General features: G+C 70.2%; 10 protein-coding genes. 3 read left to right on the forward strand and 7 right to left on the reverse strand.

Translation table 11 applies throughout. From position 1 onward, the window contains the following. Positions 1-204: 204 nt before the first annotated feature. The 5 genes from ACVCAH_RS23625 to ACVCAH_RS23645 all read right to left on the reverse strand — a co-directional run bounded on the left by ACVCAH_RS23625 (position 205) and on the right by ACVCAH_RS23645 (position 8,958). The gene (locus tag ACVCAH_RS23625) at positions 205-1,893 is read right to left on the reverse strand and encodes a family 43 glycosylhydrolase (RefSeq protein WP_447138375.1); all 1,689 of its coding nucleotides are present in this window, start codon (positions 1,891-1,893) and stop codon (positions 205-207) included. Between the two features lie 101 nt (positions 1,894-1,994). Beyond that, positions 1,995-3,002: a substrate-binding domain-containing protein gene (locus ACVCAH_RS23630; protein ID WP_447138376.1), complete on the reverse strand. Its 1,008-nt coding sequence runs from the start codon at positions 3,000-3,002 to the stop codon at positions 1,995-1,997. A 24-nt stretch (positions 3,003-3,026) separates the two neighbouring features. After that, on the reverse strand, positions 3,027-4,091 hold the full coding sequence (locus tag ACVCAH_RS23635) for an ABC transporter permease (protein ID WP_447138377.1): 1,065 nt from the start codon (positions 4,089-4,091) through the stop codon (positions 3,027-3,029). Continuing rightward, positions 4,088-5,626, reverse strand: coding sequence for a sugar ABC transporter ATP-binding protein (locus ACVCAH_RS23640; protein ID WP_447138378.1), 1,539 nt, complete (start codon positions 5,624-5,626; stop codon positions 4,088-4,090). Before ACVCAH_RS23640 ends, ACVCAH_RS23635 begins: the two co-directional genes overlap by 4 nt. An 83-nt stretch (positions 5,627-5,709) precedes the next feature. Next, entirely contained in the window at positions 5,710-8,958 is a 3,249-nt protein-coding gene (locus ACVCAH_RS23645) for a DUF2961 domain-containing protein (protein ID WP_447138379.1), read from the reverse strand. Between the two features lie 257 nt (positions 8,959-9,215). On the opposite strand from ACVCAH_RS23645, the gene ACVCAH_RS23650 reads away from it, so the two are divergent. The 3 genes from ACVCAH_RS23650 to ACVCAH_RS23660 all read left to right on the forward strand — a co-directional run bounded on the left by ACVCAH_RS23650 (position 9,216) and on the right by ACVCAH_RS23660 (position 15,175). Continuing rightward, on the forward strand, positions 9,216-10,298 hold the full coding sequence (locus tag ACVCAH_RS23650) for a GTP-binding protein (RefSeq protein ID WP_447138380.1): 1,083 nt from the start codon (positions 9,216-9,218) through the stop codon (positions 10,296-10,298). An 18-nt stretch (positions 10,299-10,316) separates the two neighbouring features. Continuing rightward, positions 10,317-14,000, forward strand: coding sequence for a GH116 family glycosyl hydrolase (locus ACVCAH_RS23655; protein WP_447138381.1), 3,684 nt, complete (start codon positions 10,317-10,319; stop codon positions 13,998-14,000). A gap of 194 nt (positions 14,001-14,194) precedes the next feature. After that, on the forward strand, positions 14,195-15,175 hold the full coding sequence (locus tag ACVCAH_RS23660; RefSeq protein WP_447138382.1) for a LacI family DNA-binding transcriptional regulator: 981 nt from the start codon (positions 14,195-14,197) through the stop codon (positions 15,173-15,175). Between the two features lie 143 nt (positions 15,176-15,318). Here ACVCAH_RS23660 and ACVCAH_RS23665 read toward each other — a convergent pair whose 3' ends face one another. Continuing rightward, complete coding sequence (locus ACVCAH_RS23665) at positions 15,319-16,953, reverse strand: fucose isomerase (RefSeq protein ID WP_447138383.1); 1,635 nt, start codon at positions 16,951-16,953, stop codon at positions 15,319-15,321. Beyond that, positions 16,950-18,488, reverse strand: a complete 1,539-nt coding sequence (locus ACVCAH_RS23670; protein WP_447138384.1) for an FGGY-family carbohydrate kinase — start codon at positions 18,486-18,488, stop codon at positions 16,950-16,952. The genes ACVCAH_RS23665 and ACVCAH_RS23670 overlap by 4 nt, the downstream gene beginning before the upstream one ends. Positions 18,489-18,698: the final 210 nt, after the last annotated feature.

Consider the following 18,698-nt stretch of genomic DNA (forward strand, 5'->3'; position numbering starts at 1 on the left):
CGGCCTGACCGTCACAGGCAAGCCGTCCGGGAAACCGGGGGAAGCTCACGCCGCGCCGCTGCGACGCCCTCCACGCGATGCTCCGCGACAGCATTCCTCACCGGCCCCGCCCTGCGACACCGATCGCAGCTTGACAGACCCCATAGGGACGCCCCCAGCCTGGTCCACAGCGCCGGCTCGCGATCGGGCAGGACGATACGACCGTTACCTCTGTCCGTTCAGGGCGGCTGCCAGCGCCTCGGCGTATGCCGTGTCCACGGCGGTCCCGCTCACCCCGAGCCGCCAGGTTCCCCCGGGGAGGTCGCCGACCGGCAACGACCGTCCGCCGGGCTGCCATAGTGGCTGCCATCCGATGGATCCGCTGGCACGGTGGAACCACCGGTTGTCCTCGCTCCAGGCCGAGCCGGCGCGGTAGGCGGCCACCAACGTGGTCGTGTCGTCGGTGGCGAGCGTCCAACGGGAGAAGTCTGCGGCGTCGCCGTCACGGCCCTGCTGGTTGGGGTCGCCGAGCCGCGGCAGTGCGGAGTCCAGGTTCCAGGCGGCTTCCCAGACTGGCGCGTTGGTCGGGCCGGTCACGTGCCAGACGAAGCTGAGGTCCGTGGTGGTTGTATCGAACCGGAACCGCCAGTCGACGGTCACGGGCTCGTCGCCGAGGGGGATGCCGGTAAGGCTCATGTCGGTGCCGTCGGCAGAGACGGTCACGTTGGTGGCGGCGCCCGCCACGTCCGTCGGTCCGAAAGCTCCGACTGCAAGGTAGGGCGCCGTGGAGCGGAAGGACGAATCCGTGACGGGTTTGTACTCACCGCGTCCGGCGGGATCCGCGTTGTAGGAGACCAGTCGGGCCTGGGGTGTTGTCTGGATGACCGCCTGGTAGTAGGGGGTGGTGACGATGCGGCCTGCGATCACCACCGGCGTATGCCAGTGCAGCGGGGCCAGCCAGAGCCCGCCCTGACCCCAGCCGGCGCCGGTGACGTACCACTGGCCGTCGCCAGAGTCGTCCTTGACCACCTCGGCGGCGTGCGCGTTGATCTGTCCGGCGAGTTGGTCGATCGTGAAGTGGAAGGGGTCGGCGCTGCGGTAGACGCGGGTGTCCTGGTATCCGCTTTCGCAGCAGACGAAGAGATACCAGAAGCCGTCATGGCGTATGACGAACGGCGATTCGGTCGGTCCGCCGAAGGTGCCGGAGACCGGATGCTCGAAGGCCGTCTGTCGGTCGCTCCAGTGCACGAGGTCTCGGCTGGTGCGGTACGCGACGATGTGGTGGCCGCCGGCCGGGCTGCTGTTGGCCGTGTAGTACATCACCCACTGGTCCCCGATGCGGGTCACCATCGGGTCTCGGCCGTCGAAGCCGTCGGTGAACAGCGGGTTGTCCGGATGCCGAGTCCAGGTCACGAGGTCCTTCGACGTGGCGAGGTGCATGCGGTACGCCTCGTGGTCCGCGGTGCCGCCGGCGTAGAACATGTAGTACGTGCCGGCGTGGAACATGACGTGCGGCGCCCAGATGTGGCTCTCACCGGCGCTCGGATCGGCTGCCAACGCAAACGGCTGCTTTGTCCAGGGGCCGTGAGGTGAGGGCGCGGTGGCGTGGCCGAAGAACCGCTCGTCTAGCGGCTGGGCCGGCTCGGCGTGGGTAATCGCGAAGACGTGCCACTGTCCGGTCTCGCGGTTACGCACCAGGGTGTGGTCGTTGTAGTACCAGCGCTCGTTCTCGCCGACGCTGGGGTCGTAGACGTTCGCGAACTCGCCGGCGCTGACCTGGATCGAGCGGTTCTCGTACGGCTGGTTGTCCACCTCGGCAGCGGCAGCCTGGGCCGGTGCCGGGGCCGCGACCAGACTCACGGCGAGGGCGAGCAGCGCGAAGAGCAGACCGGCGCGGGAAGTTGGGCGGGACATCGCGTTCCTCCAGGGCTTCGGGCGGGATGGCGGTGGTGGTTCCCGTGGGTTCGTGGTGCGGGTCCGCCGCCGGGCAACGGCGGCGGACCCGGCTCCGGCTGCTACTGCTTGCCGCCGAGCGTGGTGTAGGCCTGGGCGGCGTTTTCCTTGGTGATCTGCATGGTGCCGAGGGTGGTGGTCTTCGGTACGTCCGTCGCGCAGTCGACGAGGATCTTCTTGGCCAGATCGATCGCCTCGCGCCCACCGGTCGGGTACTGGAAGGTGGCCTGCAGGCGGCCCTGTTCGACGGCCTTGATGCCGCCGGACGGGACCGGCAGGGCGTCGATGCCGGTGAACTTGATCGTGGTTTCCTTGCCAGCGGCCTTCGCCGCCAGGTAGGCGCCCTCTGCCATCGGGTCGTTGTGCGCGTACACGGCGTTGATGTCCGGGTGGGCCTTGAGCATGGCGTCCATGACGCTCTGCCCCTTCTCCCGCAGCCACTCGGCGGTTTGGGTGGCCACGATCTGGATCTTCGGGTTGCTCGCGATGCCCTCTCGGAAGCCCTGGGCGCGTTCGGCGGCCGGGGTGGAGCCGGGCAGACCGGAGATCTCGACGACCTTGCCGCCCTGCGGCAGCAGCGTCTTCGCGTAGTACTCCCCCGCCGCCTTGCCGATGGCCACGTTGTCGCCGCCGATGAAGGCGGTGTAGGCGTCGCCCTCGACCTTGCGGTCCAGCACGATCACCGGGATTTTCTGGTCGTACGCCTTCTGGACTACCGCGGTGAGCGGCTTCGCCTCGTTCGGGGAGATGATCAGCAGGTTGATGCGCTGGGAGAGGAAGTTCTCCACGTCGGCGACCTGCTTGCTGTTGTCCTGGGCGGCGTCGGAGACGACCACCTTGAACCCGGGCACGGCCTTGGCCGCGTTCGTCACGTCGTCGTTCATGACCTGGCGGTACGGCTCGGCGTTGTTGGCCTGGGACATGCCGATCAGGAAGTCTTTGCCACTACCGCACGTGGCCGAGGCGTCGGTGCTGCCGCCGCCGGCGCCGTCCTTCTCGATGCTGCACGCCGAGGTGGTGGCGAGCACGGTCAGGGCCAGGATGGCAACGGCTCTTCGGGTGTGACGCATGGTGTCCTCCGTTGGTGGTGGGGGTCAGGCGATGCGAGGGCGGAGCTTCTGCAACGCGGCGGCAGCCACGATGACCAGTCCCTTGACGACCAGCTGCACGTTCGCGTCGATGTTGTTGAGGGCGAGGATGTTGTTCAGGATCCCGAGCAGCAGTGCGCCGGCGATGGTGCCGCCCATGGATCCGCTGCCACCGGCGAGGCTCGTGCCGCCGATGACCACGGCCGCGATCGCGTCGAGTTCGTAGCCGGCGCCGTCGTTGGGGCTGCCCTGGTTGAGCTGGCCGGCGTGGATGATGCCGGCCAGCGCGGCGAGCAGGCCGGCTATGGCGAAGACGGTGACCCGGACCCGCCGTACTGGCACGCCGGAGAGCCGGGCGGCCTTCTCGTTGCCGCCGATGGCGTAGACGTGCCGGGCGAAGGCGGTGTTGCGCAGTACCAGAAGCGCGCCGATGCCGATGGCGAGGAACAGCAGGGCCGGCACCGGCAGCACGCCGTTGATCGAGCCACTCAGCAGCGAGAATGCCTCGGGCGCCTCCTGCGGTCCGTCGCCGTAGGCGATGGGGATGCCGAGGCCGCCGGACCACATCCGGGCGATGCCGCGGGCCACCTGCAGGCCGGCGAGGGTGACGATGAACGACTGGATGCCGAGCCGGGCGACGATGAGTCCCTGCGTGGCGCCGAAGGCAGTGCCGATGAAGAGCACGATCAGGACGGTGGGCAGGATACCCAGACCGCTGTCGACCATCAGCGTGGCCGAGCCGACCGCGGCGAGCCCGAGCACCGCCCCGACGGAGAGGTCGATGCCGCCGATCAGGATGACGAAGGTCATCCCGACCGCGATGATGCCGATCTCCGAGACGGCTCGGACGATGTTGGCCAGGTTTCCGGAGCTGAGGAAGACGTTCTCGCCGTTGCGGGTGGGCGACACGATGATCGCGATCAGGAAGACGGCGACCAGCCCGAAGATGCTCTGAAACCGGAAGAAGGTCTCGACGATCGTGTGCCGGTCGGTGGGCAGCCGGAGCGGCCGGCGGCCGGGCGGGGTGGCCGGGGGCGATTCGGCGAGGGTGGTGGGATTGGGCGCGTTCATCGTGGCTCCTTGACGTTGTCCCCGTTGGCCGCGGCGAGAATGGCTTGTTGGGTGGCGGAGGCACGGGGCAGTACGGCCACGGTGCGCCCGCGGTGCAGGACCACCACCCGGTCGCAGAGGCTTACCAGCTCCGGCAGCTCCGACGAGGCGAGCAGGATCGCCATGCCGGTGTCGGCGAGCCGGTGCAGCAGCCGGTAGATCTCGGCCTTGGCCCCGATGTCCACGCCCCGGGTCGGCTCGTCGAGCAGGAGCAGCCGCGGGCGCATCAGCAGCTGCTTGGCGAACACGATCTTCTGCTGGTTCCCGCCAGAGAGGGTGGCGGCGGCGACCGCCGGTGAGGCCGCCTTCACCGCGAGGGCGGCGAGCTGTTCGGCCACCGTCTGGCGCACCAGGGGGCGGCGGACCAGCCCGAGTGTGGTTAGTGACGACAGCGCGGAGAGCACGATGTTGTCGGTCACCGAGTGCTCCAGCATGAGCCCGGCGCCGCGTCGGTCCTCGGGGACGAACGCCACTCCGTGCGCGAGGGCGGATCGCGGGCCGCGCGGGCGGTACGGGCGGTCGTCGAGGGTCACCTGGCCGCTGTGGCGGCCGGGGCCGCCGGCGCCGAACAGCGTTTCGAGCAGTTCGGTGCGTCCGGCGCCCATCAGTCCGGCGAGCCCGACGATCTCGCCGGAGCGCACGGTGAGGTCCACGCCGGCCGGTTCGGTTCGCCCGGGGGTCGGCCGGCGGGGCGTCACGGCGAGTCCGCGTATGTCGAGCAGCACGTCGCCGGGCTCGTTGCGGGCCTCGCCGAACAGCGCGTCGACGGACCGGCCGACCATGAGCTGGATGATGTCGTCGCGGGAGGCGATCTTCGGGTCGACGGTGCCGGCGACGCTTCCGTTGCGCAGCACGGTGACCCGGTCCGCGATGACCTCGATTTCGGCCATGCGGTGGGAGATGTAGACGATGCCGACGCCGGCCCGGCGCAGCTCGGTGATCGTCGTGAACAGGCGCTCGACCTCGGCGTCGGCCAGGGCGGCGGTCGGTTCGTCCATGATCAGGACTCGGGCCTGCAGGGAGAGCGCCCGGCCGATCTCGACGAGTTGCTGCTCGCCGACGCGCAGCGACCCCACCAGTCGGCGTGGGTCCAGGTCGGCGCCGAGCGTGCGTAGGTGTGCTGCGGCCTGCTGGTGCATCGCCCGGATGTCGACGGTGCCCAGGCGGGTACGCGGTTCGCGCCCGAGGAACATGTTCTCCGCGATGGACAGGCCGGCCACCAGGTCGAGTTCCTGGTGAATGGTCGCGATCCCGGCGCGCTGGGCGTCAGCTGGGCCGGCGAAGCTCACCGGTTGACCGTCGACCTCGATGGCGCCGTCGTACTCGGTGATCACCCCGGAGAGCACGTTGATCAGTGTGGACTTGCCAGCGCCGTTCTCTCCGAGCAGCGCGTGCACCTCACCGGCGGTGACGGTGAGGTCGATGTCGCGGCAGGCGTGCACGCCGCCGAACCGCTTGCCGATGCCGGTCATTCGGACCAGCGGCCGATCTGTCATGCGGCACCTCGCGGCTTGTCTGCGGGATCTGCGGGTTGACCGGAGCCGGAGGCCCATCGGGCGGGCCTCCGGCTCCGGTCCGGTCACGAGGTGAGGCTCGCCTCGAGATAGTCGAGGCCGGCCAGGTATCCGCTCGACGCGGCGGCCTTGCCGGTCACGGTGAGGGTGAGGGTGTGCTGGCCCGCCGTCAGTTCCCGCTGGCCGTAGTCCAGTGGATCGCTGATGATCACCTCTGGCGAGTGGTAGGCGTCGAAGGCGTCTCCGATCCGGGTTCCGTCGATCGCCACCGTGTTGATGCCGTAGTCCCGGGCCAGTGTCTGCACCAGGCGCAGGGCGTAGGTGCCGGTGGTTGGCACGGTGAAGGCGACGGTGACGCTCTGGTTCGGCCCGGTCGGCCGGAACCACAGCTGCGCGCTCTGCGACCAGTGGACGCCGCAGCAGTCGCCCTGCACGTCCGCGGGTGCGTCGGTGGTGACCGCGGGCAGCAGCGATTCGCCTTCGATCCGCAGCGTGTTGCCGGTGGTGGCGGAGGCTTGCGCGGAGTACGGGCCGCTGTTGCCGGCGTCGTCCACCGCGCGCACCCGGTAGTACCAGACCTCGCCCAGGCCCAGCCCGGTGTGCTCAAAGCTTGACCTCGTGGTGGTGCCCACTCGGTTGCCCGGGCCGGGCGTGAATCCGGCCTGGCGGGAGGCGAACACCTCGTACCCGGGCGCGTACACGTCGTCGCGGGCCGGCTGCCAGGTCAGCGCGACCGCGTTGGTGGTGCCGCTGCTGGCGGTGAGCCCGGCGACCGGGCCCGGCCTGGACCGGTCGACGAAGGGGGTGACCAGGCTCAGTGCTGCGTACCGGGCCGCCGACCAGGCCGGGGCGCCGGCGTCGGGGGTCAGGGTGACCGTCACCGACTCCTTGCCGGCGGTCAGCTCTGCCGGCAATCGGTACTCGTCCTCGAGCCATCGGTGCGACCGGTTGGCCAGCGGCTGTGACCAGGTGCCGGCGTCGCGGCCGTCGACCTGGACCGCCACCGACTGGTATCCGGCGGACTGGTCGCCGACCCGGCGCAGCACGGCACCGGTGTTGTCCGGGTCAAGGGTGACCCGGAACTTGATCGGCGTGGTGGAGGCGCGGGTGTCGTCGGTGACCGGTCGGGGCGCACCGTCGTCGCCTTCGTAGGTCGCGGTGAGCACCTCACGTTCGCCGCCGGAGGTGTAGCCGTGGGCCGACTCGCTGGCGACGTCGCCGACGTCGACGGTGTCGGTCCAGCGCTGGGCGACGGTGTCCTGCCCGTACCAGTAGGCGGTCGACCCGTACCGGGCCGGGTCCTGATCACCGGGGCCGTGCTCGATGCCGAACCGCAGGTCGGTCGCGAATGAGACCGCCTCGGCGAGCATCAGCCGGTATGCGCCGGTGCAGTCGTACCGGCAGCCGTAGTCGCTGTTCTCGTGGGCCGGGTTGCCGTTCGTGGGCGCGGAGAACGTGCCGTGGTTGAAGTACCAGCCGCTCTGGTAGAAGTCCTCCGTCCCGGTGCCGTGGATGCTCGGGGTCTGCGCGCCATCGACGTAGACCCGCTCGTCGCCCTCGAGGTAGTTGCGCTGGTTGCCGGAGGGGATGTGGCCCTCCATGGTGTGCGTGACCCCGACGAACTTGCCGCGACCGGCGACGTCGAGGAACAGGTGGTCGGCGCCGGGGGTGGTGTCCGCGCTCGTCGCGGTGGCCCGGAAGTAGCCGGCGTCGCCGGTGGGCCGCAGCGCCGCCACCCAGCGGGCGGAGCTTGCGGTGGTCACCGTGGCCACGGACGATGTGATCGGCACGGTGGATGCGTTGCGCAGCTCGACGGTGTACTGGGACCGGTAGGGCATCGGCCACCAGGCCGACAGGGTGGCGGTCGCGGTGTCGACGCCGAACATCAGGGACCGTACCGGGTGCAGCCCGAGGCCGGTGCCGAAGAACTCGCCGAGCGGGGTGTCCACGGTGGTGATGCCGTCGAACGAGATGCGCAGCCGGGTGTCGCGGAGCACGGCGTCGGAGGCGGCGACGGCCGCCTTGCGTTCGGCGTCCGCCGGGTAGGACAGGGTGTTGCTGCCCTGCCAGGTCTGTGCGGTGATCCGGTACCCGTGGGCGGCCTCGGCGTCGAGGTGGGCCGGGCCGAGGTCGAGGGTGTCGGTGCGCCGGGCGGTGCCGGAGACGAGGCTGTCGACCCAGTAGGTGAACTCGTTGATGTCCAGGTCGGAGGAGACGAACTGGTTCCTGATGGTCAGTTTCGCCTTGCCGGCGGTGGCGGCCGCGGGCAGGTCGATGGTCTGGTCCAGCCAGGTGCCGAACGGCACCGGGTCGTTGGCCGGCCACTCGGCGACGGGCACGCCGTCCACCAGGACCTGCGCCTTCTGGTGTCCGATGTGCGGGTCCAGCCGGCGGGTCAGCCGTACGCCGGTGTTGGCCGGGTCGACCGCGACCGTGAACTCACTGCTGCCGCCCGCCCCGAAGGCGCGGCCGTCGTCGGCGATGGGCTCCGGCGCTCCGACGAGCTGCGGGATCCGCAGCCGCAGCGAGGTGATCGCGCCGGGGCCTGTCCCGCTGGCGAGGGTCGCCCGGCCGCCGGCGGGTACGGCGAAGTCCCGGTCGGCGGTCGTCGCGCCGGGTTCGGCGCGCTTCGGGTCTCGGGTACCGGCGGCCTTGAGCTGCTCGATGACGTCCAGCGCCTGGTCGGACGGGTCGAACGTGCGCACCCCGGCGGCAGTGGTGAACTTCCGGTAGGTGACGTGGTAGAAGAGCGGGTTCTTCTCGGTGGTCACCCGCATGGAACTGCGGTAGGTCATGGGGGCCTTGATGTAGACGCCCCCGGAGCTCTGTGCCGCGTTGGCGACGACCGGGTAGACGAACGGGGCACCGAGCTTGCCGTCCACGACGTCCTGCAGCTTGGCGTCGAGCACGGTCGTGCCGTCGAGGACGATCTTGATGGTGCCGGTGGCGGAGACGTTGCCGCCGTCTCGGGTGAACCAGATGGAGTCGATCTCGCCGGCGCCGGTTGCCTCGGCGATGACGCAGCCCTCGGCGATGGTGCGCAGGCACGAGTACTGGCCCGAAAAGCCGTCGTCGTTGCCGCCGCTGCGGTCGAAACTGGAGAACTGGTGGGCCCGGGGTCCGTCGGGCAGTTCGGGGAGCCGGTCGAGCCTGCGGTAGACGTCCCATCCGGTGGGACCGTTGAGGGTTGGGCTGGCCGAGGCGGGTCCGGGCGGAGCGATGAGGGTGATACCGGCGAGGAGTGTCGTCGCGGCGATGGCGGCGCGCAGCAGCCGGCGGGCGGACGTACGTGGTGCGTGGGTGGTGGGTGTCATCAGTCGCCTTCCACTTCGGTGGGTGGGGCGGGTCGTGAGCGAGGCAGTGGTAAGGAATCGATTTCTCGCTGCAATAGCGATCAGGGTAGGCAGCCTCCGCGCAGTGGTCAATCCTCGACTGTCGAAGAGTCGGACGCCCGAGCGACGCTGTTGACAGCCCCCCACAGCGCTCTTATGGTCCTCGATCAGAACCGAGCAAACGATTTCTCCATTCGCGAGCACACGCCGCGACTGCTGCGGCGCGCTGGGAGGCCCCCGTGCCCCGACTCGTCGTCCTCACCGGATTCCTCGGCGCCGGCAAGACCACGACCATGCTGGCGGCCGGGCGGCTGCTCACCCGACGCGGCCACCGCGTCGCGGTCATCACCAACGACCAGGGCAACGACCTGGTCGACACCAGACTGGCCCGAGAGGCGGTAGCCGACGTCAGCGAGGTCACCGGCGGATGCTTCTGCTGCCGCTTCGAAAATCTCGCCGACCTGGTGACCCAGCTGATCGACAACGGGCGAGCGGACACCATCCTGGCCGAGGCCGTCGGCAGCTGCACCGACCTGCAGGCGACGGTCATCCGACCGCTGCGCGCCCGCTACCGCGACCGCCTCGCCGTCGCTCCCCTGACCACCGTCGTCGATCCGGCGCGCGTCGGCGCGCTCGACGGTGACCTCGGCTACCTGTTCGACCGTCAGCTCGCCGAGGCGGACGTCATCGCGGTCAACAAGACCGACGCCGTGCCCAGCGCCGACCTCGACACTCTGCTCGACCAGCTCCGGCTCCGCCACCCCGACGCCGGCGTGGTCGCCTACAGCGCGAGCCTGGGCGAGAACCTCGACGATCTCGTCACGCGGTGGACCGCCGCGTGGCAGCGCAGCCGCGACGTCGACCTGGACGTGGACTACGACCGGTACGCCGCCGCGGAGGCGCAGCTGAGCTGGCTCAACCAGGTTTGGCAGGTCAGCGCCGACGGCGGGTTCCCAGCGCGACGGTGGGCGCACGTCGCGCTCGACTCCCTCTCCGCCGCGTGCGCCCGGCAGGGCCACGTCATCGGCCACGCCAAGCTCGCCGTCCAGTCGCCCGCCGGGCTCATCCGCATGAGCGTCGTGGCCGCGGGTGAATCGCCGCGCCACGAACCCGCCGGACCCGGGGACCCCCCGGTGGCCCGCGCCACCGTGCTGGTCAACGTCCGCGCCACCTGCCCACCGAAGGACCTCGAGTCGCTGGTCCGGGCCGCCGCATACGACGCCGACCTGGCCGCCGGCGCCGCCGCCCGACCCGGCCCGGCCAGGGCCTTCGCCCCGGCTTATCCCCGACCGGTCCACCGTCTCCCCGCCGCCCCGGCATGACCACGACAGGAGCAACCCATGGCTGACCAGTCGTACGACGAGTGCTGCCCCGGCAACGCCTGCGCCCCGAACCGCCGACAGTTCCTCGCCCTCTCCGTCGGGGTCGCCGCCGGCACCGTGCTGGCCGGATCCCGGGCCGAAGCCGCCGCCGCCCTCGGCGTACCCGAGGAACGGCTAATCGGTGTGCCCGTCGACAAGGCGTTGCCGCCGGACTGGTCCGCCGACCTGTACCGGCGGGGTGAGCCCACCAGCTACGAGGGCGCGGACCTTCGCTGGCTCGGCATGCCGGTCGGCGGCGGAGCAGCCGGCCAGCTGTACCTCGGCGGTGACGGCCGGCTCTGGTACTGGGACATCTTCAACCGGCCCGCGGCCGGCACCACCGACGCCGGATACGCGAACCCGCGGCAGCCCACCTCGCCGATCCGGAGCGGTTTCGCGCTGCGCACCCGGTCGGCCGGACGGGTACAGACCCGTGCGCTGGACGCCACCGGCTTCGACCAGGTGCGCTTCACCGGGCAGTACCCGATAGGCCGGGTCCGGTACCGCAGCGGGGACGCGCCGGTCGAGGTGACCCTGGAGGCGTTTTCCCCGTTCGTGCCGCTGTCGGTGGCGGACTCGACCCTGCCGGCCACCGTCCTGGTCTACACGCTGCGCAACACCTCGGACCGTGCGGTGGACGCCACCCTGCTCGGGTACGTGGAGAACCCGGCCTGCCTGGACACCCGGACGCAGCGCGAGATCACGCTGCGATCGACGGCGTTCGGCGACCGATCGCTGCGCGGCGTGCAGTTCTCGGCCACCGAGCAGGTGGAGACGGGTGAACGCCCCGACATCGTGTTCGAGGACTGGGAGCGGGACAGCTACGACGGCTGGACCGTCGAGGGCACCGCGTTCGGCGCCGGCCCGGTCCCGGTCTCCGAGATCCCGGACTACATGAAGCGCGGCGGGCCGCTCAACGCGACCGGGCAACGGCTCGTCACCTCGCACGACTTCCGCGGCGCCGACGGCGACATCGGCCGGGCCGACGGGCCGACCGGCAAGCTCACCAGCGCCCCGTTCGCCATCGAGCGCAAGTCGATCCGGCTGTCCATCGGCGGCGGCAACCACCCGGGGCAGACCTGCGTGAACGTGCTGGTCGACGGAGCTGTGGTGGCCACCGCGACCGGCCGCGACGCCGAGTCGATGCACACGGTGTTCCTGGACGTGGCCGCGCACGAGGGGAAGACCGCGGTCATTGAAATCATCGACGCCCACACCGGGGCCTGGGGCCACGTCAACTGCGACCGGGTGGTGTTCACCGACGTCGCGCCCCGGCCGGAGATCGTGTTCGAGGACTGGGAGCGGGACAGCTACGACGGCTGGACCGTCGAGGGCACCGCGTTCGGCGCCGGCCCGGTCCTGGCCTCCGAGGTGCCGGACTACATGAAGCGCTTCGGGGATCTCGGTGTGTCCGGGCAACGGTTCGTGACGTCGCACGACTTCCGCGCCTCCGGCGGGGACGCGGGCCGGGCCGACGCCGCGACCGGCACGCTGACCAGCCGGCCGTTCACCGTCGAGCGCCGGTACGTCAACGTGGCCGTGGGAGGTGGCAGTCACCGTGGCCGGACGTGCGTGAACCTGCTGGTCGACGGAACGGTGGTGGCGAGCGTGGCCGGACGCGACGCCGAGCCGGTGAGCATGGCGACGCTGAACGTCTCTGCCCACCAGGGCCGCACGGCGGTCATCGAGATCGTGGACGCCGACACCGGTGGCTGGGGGCACGTCAACGTCGACCGCATCGTGTTCAGCGACGTGCCGAGCGACACGCGGCCGCTGGAGCAAGTGCCCGACAACGGCACGCTGGTGCTCGCCGCGCTGGACCCGCAGGCGGTGGTACGCCCGTCGCTGGGCCGGTGGAGCAGCTTGGACGAGGTGTTCGCGACGGAGGACGGCCCGACACAGGTGGACGGCTCCCTCGGCGGGCAGGCCGGGTCGGTGGCCGTCGCGGTCCGGCTGGCCCCCGGCCAGAGCCGGACCGTACGGTTCGTGCTCGGCTGGCACTTCGGCGTGCCGGACCGGGTCTCGCTCGGGTTCCTGCGCGGCTCGGACACCCTGCGCCGCCAGTACGCCAGCCGATTCGCCGACGCCCGTGCCGTGGTGGAGCACGTCACCGGGCACCTCGACCGCCTGGAGGCCGACACCCGTAGCTGGGTGAAGACCTGGTACACCGACGCCACCCTGCCGCACTGGTTCCTGGAGCGCACTCTGGCACCCGCCTCCACGCTCGCCACCAGCACCTGCTACCTGTTCGACGACGGACGGTTCTACGGGTGGGAGGGCGTTTACTGCTGCGCGGGCACCTGCGAGCACGTGTGGAACTACGCCCAATCGATCGCCCGGCTCTTCCCGCACCTCGAGCGGGACACCCGCAGCCGGGTGGACCTTGGCATCGGCTTCCACCCGGACACGGGCCAGATCGGCAACCGCGCCGAGGCCGACATGGGCTGGGCGACCGACGGGCAGTGCGGCACCATCCTGCGCTGCTACCGGGAACACCTGACCGCCCCGGACGACACCTACCTGCGGGCGAACTGGTCGCGCCTGCGGCGCGCCCTGGAATGGATCATGGACCATGACGCGGGCCCGGACGGCACGGTCGAGGGCCCGCAGCCGAACACGCTGGACACCACCTGGTACGGCGAGATCGCCTGGATCACCGGGATGTACGTCGCGGCGTTGCAGGCCGGCGCGGCGATGGCCGACGAGATGGGTCAGGGCGAGTTCGCCGGCCGGTGCCGAGCCCTGGCCGAGTCCGGCAGCCGCTACCTGTCCGCCGAGTTGTTCAACGGCGAGTACTTCATCCAGAAGGTCGACCCGGCGCACGCCCACGTGATCAACAGCAACCGCGGCTGCCACATCGACCAGCTCTTCGGGCAGAGCCTCGCCGGTCAGCTCGGGCTGCCGCGGGTGGTGCCGACGGAACAGGCTGTCAGCGCGTTGCGAAGCCTGTACCGGTACAACTTCACGCCCGACCAGGTCGCCTACCGCGAGGGCAGCGCTATTGCCGGCGGCCGCTGGTTCGCCATGGATCACGAGTACGGGATGCTGATGACCACCTGGCCGCACGGTGGCGCCGACACCGCGGCCGGGAACCCGGCGAGCTGGGCGGCGATGTACTTCAACGAGGTGTGGACCGGGCAGGAGTACCAGGTCGCGGCGCACATGCTCCAGGAGGGCCTGGTCGAGCACGGGCTGACGCTCACCCGGGCGGTGCACGAGCGGTACGCGGCCGGCAAGCGCAACCCGTACAACGAGATCGAATGCGGTGACCACTACGCCCGGGCGATGGCCAGCCACGGCGTCTACCTGGCGGCTTGCGGCTTCGAGTACCACGGGCCGCGCGGCCACATCGGCTTCGCGCCCCGGATCAGCCCCGAGAAGTTCGCCGCCGCGTTCACCGCCGCCGAGGGGTGGGGCCTGTTCCGGCAGGACCGGCACGGCCGGCACCTCGCCGGCACGATCGAGGTGCGGTACGGCCGACTCCGGGTGAGCAGCGTGGCGCTGGCAGCGACGCAGCGCCCCGGCCGGGTGACGGTGCGCCTCGGCGATCGGGCGCTGCCGGTCCGTGACTGGTCGTACCGGGACGGGCGTATTCTCATTACCTTGGACACCGAAGTCCTGGTAGGTCGGGGTGATGCCCTCCGTGTCATTGCCGACGCCTGACCGTGCCGGCGCTCGTCTTTGACGGGTTTTCGAGTCGGATACCGACCGGGAATAGCCCGTGAGCATTCCGTCATTTCGTGCCCGTAGGATGCCGAGGTCCCGACACCGATACGGGCTCGGTTCCGGCACTCAGTTCTGGACGCAGATGATCGTTGGAGTCGACCGGATGGAGGCGAATGGCGACCATCTATGACGTGGCACGGCAGGCTCAGGTCTCGCCCGCGACGGTGTCGCGGGTGCTGAACGGACGGACCACGGTCGATCCAGCCATGGCCGCGCGGGTGCACCAGGCGATGCGGGACCTCGATTACCGGCCCAACGCCGTCGCCCGCAACCTGCGCCTGAGCCAGACCAGTCTCTGGGCGGTCATCATCTCCGATATCGGCAACCCCTTCTTCACGTCGATGGTGCGTGGAGTCGAAGACGTCGCGCAAAGCGCCGGCTATTCGGTCGTCCTGTGCAACAGCGACGAGGATCCGGAAAAGGAATCCCGGTACATCGCCGCGGCACTGGCCCAACGGATGGCGGGCGTCATCATCTCCACGTCCGGCCGACCGTCTGTCATCAACCGGCTCATCGAAGCCCGCATCCCAGTCGTGGCCATCGACCGGCAGCTGCGGGACGTCAACCTCGACACCGTCCTGGTCGACAATGTGCAGGGCGCCGAGCTGGCGACCACGCATCTGGTGGAGAACGGCTACCGACGGGTCGCCTGCATCACCGGCCCACGCCGGATCTCGACCGCCGCCCAGCGGCTACGGGGCTACCAGCGCGCGTTGCGCGCGCACGGGCGGGAGGCGACGGAGAACCTGGTCCGCTACGCGGACTTCCGCGAGGATGGTGGCTATCGGGCGATGGCCTCGCTGCTCGATTCCGACAACCCGCCGGACAGCGTCTTCGCCACGAACAACCTGATGACCGTCGGCGCCGTCGAGTGCCTGGTCGACCGCGGTATCAAGGTGCCGGTCGAGTTCGGGGTCGTCGGGTTCGACGACATTCCCTGGGCGCACCTGGTCAGGCCGTCCCTGAGCACCGTCTCCCAACCGACGTACGACCTGGGGCGGGCGGCCGCGGTGCTGCTCACGGAGCGGATCGCCAATCCAGCCAGACCCCCGTCGACGGTCACGCTCAGCACCGGTCTCCAGGTGCGCGAGAGCTCCACCCGCCCGACCTGAACCGGGCGGTGTCCCGGGGGTCGCCGCCGCCGCCGGAGCAGGTGGCCCGGCCGGGGCCGTGAGGGCCGGGAGCCCGCCACCTGTCGGGGCTCCCCGGCCCATCGCCCGGGACCGCGCGGTCCCCCGCCGGGGGCGCGGCACGACTACAGGTTGACCTCTCCGCAGAGGTGCACCCGGACGCCCAGTTCGGCGAACATCGCGGCCTTCACCCGTAGCGCCTTGTCGGCGGTCGCGGTATCCGGGGCGTAGGCGACGTTCACGTGATTGGCCTTGTGACGCGCCATCAGCTGGTTACGGTCGACGCCGTGCAGCACGGCGTGCATGATCGGCCACTGCGGATTCGTGGCGTTCAACCGGCGCTGGGTTTCCTCGGCGGGTAGCTCGACGACGGTGGCGCGGCCCAGGTCCACGTGCAGCGCGCCCTCCATGATGAACACCCGCGACCAGACAATCGCCCCCGGCTTGGACACCCCGCTCAACGTGCCGCCACCCAGCGGGAAGAACATCGGCGGTTGGCGCATGCTGTACGACTTGTCGTAGCCGCCGTTGTGGGACGCCGGAACGGATCCGGAAATCTCGAACACCCAGACGAAGTCGTCTCCGTAGTGTTCTCCCCACCGGATGTCGTGCAACGTGGTGGCGGGGTCGAGGCCCATGGCGGTCCAAATGCGGTTGGTGACGAGCGAGTCGACCGCCACCCCCTCGTCGACCTCATTGAAGTGCGGCAGTGGCGTTCCCGCGTACAGTTCCCGGCTGCCGTCGCGGCTGAGCACCGGTGGCCGCTCGACGTTGTTGAGCAGCCCCTCGGCGAGGTCACTGGCGGGAACGGTGTCCTTGAGGCCCTGCTGGTACTGGATGCCGACCGCGTCCAGGCCGTAGTCGTCGGCGATGCGCAGGGCGGCGATGTACATCTTGAACTGGCTGAGCAGTTGCGCTTCGGTGAGTTCGGTGGCGTCGTCTGTGCCGGTGTGGAAGGTCATTCCGGCGTCGTCCAGCCAGCGGCGGACCGCATGGGCTTCCTCGTCGGGTACCCGGGCCATCTCGGCGACGAGGGCGCTCTGGGACAGCCGCTCCTTGTAAATTCCGAGTGGGTTGATCAGCTCGTCGTCGAAGATCGCGTTGTACATGCCCATGCAGCCCTCGTCGAAGACGCCGATGATGGCCTTCTCCGCCGCGAGTTGGGCGGCGAGCGTCCGGCCGAGTTCGACCTCCGGGTCGTCCGGCAAGGTGGGCAGGTCACGTACGTGGCTGGTGTCGTGGCGCAGTTCGCCAGTCTCGAGCCATGTCCTGAGCCCGTTGACGGCCCACTCGTCGGTGAAGTCCTTACTCCACAGCGCGGAGTGCTTCACGCCGGCCTTGGTGAGGCTCGCGGTGAGGTTGAGCAGGCCGACCAAGCCGGGGAACTGGCCGCTCCAATTCGCCACGATGAGGATCGGGCCGCGGTGGCTGCGCAACCCGGCCAGTACGTGGTGGCTGTACTGCCAGACGGCCTCGACCACGATGAGCGGGGCGTCCAGGGGGATCGTCTTGAAGACCTCGATGCCGGCGCGCTGGCTGTCGATGAAGCCGTGGCCCTTGTCCGGGTCGAACGCGTGACCGCGCTCCACCTTCCAGCCGAGCGCGTTGACCGCCGTAGCGAGGTCGGCCTCCAGCTGCTGCTGAGTGGGCCAGCAGGTGACGTTCGCGCTGAGACGGAGATCGCCGCTGGCAACCGTGTAGACGGTGCCGGGTGCCGCGGACGGCGGGTCAGCCAGCACGGGCAGCGCATAACTGGTCATGGGGCGACTCCTTCGGTACGTGGCTCTGCGCTGGCAGCCGGGTGGGTGGCGGCCAGGAAACGGACCTGACGTGCAGCGAGCGCATGAGCGACCCGCTTGGAACTCGTGTACAGCTCGCGGTACAGCCCGTAGAGCTCGTCGTAGTCGGCGGCGAGCTCGACGCGGGGCTCCCGGATCTCCTTGACGGGATTCCAGACGTCGATCGAGACGCTCCACCCCGTCTGCGCAGCCAGGAAGGCGGCGCCGTAGCTGGCGCCGATGGCCTGCGACGGGATCACCTGGGCCCGCCCGGTGATGTCGGAGATGATCTGCGTCCAGAGTCCGCCCTGCGTGCCACCGCCGACCGCGACGATGCGCCGGATGTCACCGCCGCTCGCCTCGATGGTCTCGAGGTTGTGCCGTACCCCGAGTCCGGTCGCCTCAAGCGCGGCGCGGTACAGGTCGCCGCGGGTGTGCGAGACGGTGAGGCCGGCGATGATGCCCCGGGCCTCCGGGTCCAGGATGGGGGTGCGCTCGCCGGCGAAGTACGGCAGCATGAGCAGCCCTCTGGCGCCGGGGCCGGCGGCCTCGGCCAGCCGGAGCAACTCGGGATACTCCGGTGAGCCGAACAGCTCGCGCAGCCACGCCGTGATCGCCCCAGACGTCGCCAGGCCACCGGCGAGGTTGCGGGTGCCCGGCAGGGCACCGACCGTCCCCCACAGCGACGGGTTGGTGAGGCGCGCCGAGACCGTGTGGACCAGGAACATGGTGGTGCCGTACATCAGCATGAGGTCGCCCACGCCCTGGGCGCCGACGCTGACCGCCTCCGACCACGCGTCGATGGTTCCCGTGATCACCGGAGTGCCCGGCGGCAGGCCGGTGACCGCGGCCGCCGCCGGGGTGACGTGCCCGGCCAGGTCACCGGGCCAGCGCAGTGGAGGCAGCACCAGATCCGGCGCGATCTCGGCGGCCCAGGGCAGGTACCAGTCCTGGGTGTCGGTGTCGTAGAGCGGCGTGCACTGGCTCGCCGAGTGCTGGTCGAGCACGTACCGGTCGGTGAGCTTGAAGGCCAGCCACGAGCTGGGCATGAACAGCCGGCGGGCCCGTTGGAAGAGTTCCGGTTCGTTGTCGGCCACCCAGGCCACCTTCGCGCCAGCGGCCTGGCTGGACAGGGCCGAGCCGCACCGGCGCAGGATCTCGTCCTCGCCGAATCGCTCGGTGAGACGGGCGATCTGGCGGGTCGAGCGGGTGTCGACGCCATACAGGATGGCCGGACGCAGCGGGGTGCCCGCATCGTCGGTGAGCAGCACGCAGGGACCCATGCCGCTCACCCCCACGGCGGTGACCTCGACGTCGCCGGATGCCAGCAATTCCCGGCTAAGGGAGACGAACTCCTGCCACCAGACGTCACCGTCCATCTCGACCCAACCGGGCCGCGGTCGGCTTACCCCGTGTGCCCGGACGGCCGAGCGGATGAGGCGGCCGTCGGCGTCGACCAGGACGCCCTTGCTGCTCGATGTGCCGATATCGACGCCGAGGACGGCCGCAACCTTCATGGCGCCACTGTTCCAGCAATCGATTTCCGAATCAAGAGCGATCCGCGTAAGCCTTCCTCCGCCGTCGCTGACATCGCCGACATCCGCCCGAACCCGTCGTCACATCGCCCCGACGCCCTAGGAGAGGCCGTCAAGCAGCGGAGCGGTTCAGGCGGAAGATGCATCTTCTATCCCTGGGCAGCACCGCATCGCGCTGGCGGTACGCCCGCA

The sequence above is a fragment of the Micromonospora sp. LZ34 genome (genome assembly GCF_052981855.1).

What these genes read in the sequence shown, in the direction of transcription:
- ACVCAH_RS23625 (WP_447138375.1), bottom strand. Translation starts at nt 1,893, where the DNA reads ATGTCCCGCCCAACTTCCCGCGCCGGTCTGCTCTTCGCGCTGCTCGCC.
- ACVCAH_RS23630 (WP_447138376.1), bottom strand. Translation starts at nt 3,002, where the DNA reads ATGCGTCACACCCGAAGAGCCGTTGCCATCCTGGCCCTGACCGTGCTC.
- ACVCAH_RS23635 (WP_447138377.1), bottom strand. Translation starts at nt 4,091, where the DNA reads ATGAACGCGCCCAATCCCACCACCCTCGCCGAATCGCCCCCGGCCACC.
- ACVCAH_RS23640 (WP_447138378.1), bottom strand. Translation starts at nt 5,626, where the DNA reads ATGACAGATCGGCCGCTGGTCCGAATGACCGGCATCGGCAAGCGGTTC.
- ACVCAH_RS23645 (WP_447138379.1), bottom strand. Translation starts at nt 8,958, where the DNA reads ATGACACCCACCACCCACGCACCACGTACGTCCGCCCGCCGGCTGCTG.
- ACVCAH_RS23655 (WP_447138381.1), top strand. Translation starts at nt 10,317, where the DNA reads ATGGCTGACCAGTCGTACGACGAGTGCTGCCCCGGCAACGCCTGCGCC.
- ACVCAH_RS23665 (WP_447138383.1), bottom strand. Translation starts at nt 16,953, where the DNA reads ATGACCAGTTATGCGCTGCCCGTGCTGGCTGACCCGCCGTCCGCGGCA.
- ACVCAH_RS23670 (WP_447138384.1), bottom strand. Translation starts at nt 18,488, where the DNA reads ATGAAGGTTGCGGCCGTCCTCGGCGTCGATATCGGCACATCGAGCAGC.